The 919-nt window shown below is 60.3% G+C and carries 1 protein-coding gene and 1 pseudogene; one reads left to right on the forward strand and one right to left on the reverse strand.

Going from position 1 to position 919, the window contains the following annotated elements; all coding sequences use genetic code 11:
* Positions 1 to 39: 39 nt before the first annotated feature.
* A pseudogene (locus OOZ15_RS19885) lies at positions 40 to 183 on the forward strand (transposase); the annotation flags it as partial.
* Positions 184 to 407: 224 nt separating this feature from the next.
* On the opposite strand, the gene OOZ15_RS19890 reads toward OOZ15_RS19885, so the two are convergent.
* A partial coding sequence (locus tag OOZ15_RS19890) for a transposase (RefSeq protein WP_265958183.1) occupies positions 408 to 919 on the reverse strand: 512 nt, incomplete at its 5' end.

Raw genomic sequence — 919 nt, forward strand, 5'->3', positions numbered from 1 at the left:
GGGAGCCTCCAATCTCGGCCAAGAGATAGGATGTTCCCAATGAGAGAGTACCAGAGTCTTTCCCATACGACATGGAATTGCAGGTATCATGTTGTTTTATACCTAAAAAGCGTAAGAAAATGATTTTCGGAAGGATACGCAAGCACCTTGGTGAGGTGTTCCATGAGCTGGCACGGCAGAAGCCCGCCTCTTTCATCAGGCCCTTTGCTGAGCAGCACTTCCGGCATCTCAGCAACGCTCAGCCAGTTCCTCCACCATCTCGCTACCGAGCAGCGAGATTCTGATAGTGCGAGGCTTTTGAATCCCTGACTTGTCATTCCCATAGGCTATGAATCGCTGTCGATGGCCCGCAGGTAGGCCTCGGCGTGACGCCGATGGGGTGCTCAGCCGGGCTGTCGTGGAGAGGGCTACGACAAGGCGGACAATCGGGGGAGCGCCTTCAGCGTCGAGGGCCACCATCGGTCCGCAGCGGCGCCCAGCCGCAGCCTGATCTGGCGAGCGTGCACCGTGATCGTCGCCGCCACCTTGAGGACCTGCTCCCGTAGTCGTATCAGGCTCCAGCCCTGGCGCGTCTGCGTCTCGACCAGGCAGCGCAGCCCGTGCAGCACCTGGTAGGCACAGAGACTCAGCAACAGGTTGGCCTGATTGCGTGCCATGACCTGCTGCACCGTGGAGCCGCCACGGTCCGTCGACGAGAGATGGACATTGAGCGCCGACTTCAGCTCGCCCATGTGGGCCTCGGCCTTGCCGCGCTTGCGGTAGAGCGCCAACACCTTCTCTGGCGGGTAGTCGAGCTTGTTGAGGTTGGTGACCAGGAAGAAGGCATGGAACAGCAGGTCCTCTGGCTTTTCCTGGACGACGAGCACCACGCGACGCGGTGACTCCCAGCTTTCCGCCTGGTACTCCAGGTCATGGCACC

It is taken from the genome of Galbibacter kalidii, assembly GCF_026241135.1.
Taxonomy (GTDB): domain Bacteria; phylum Bacteroidota; class Bacteroidia; order Flavobacteriales; family Flavobacteriaceae; genus Galbibacter.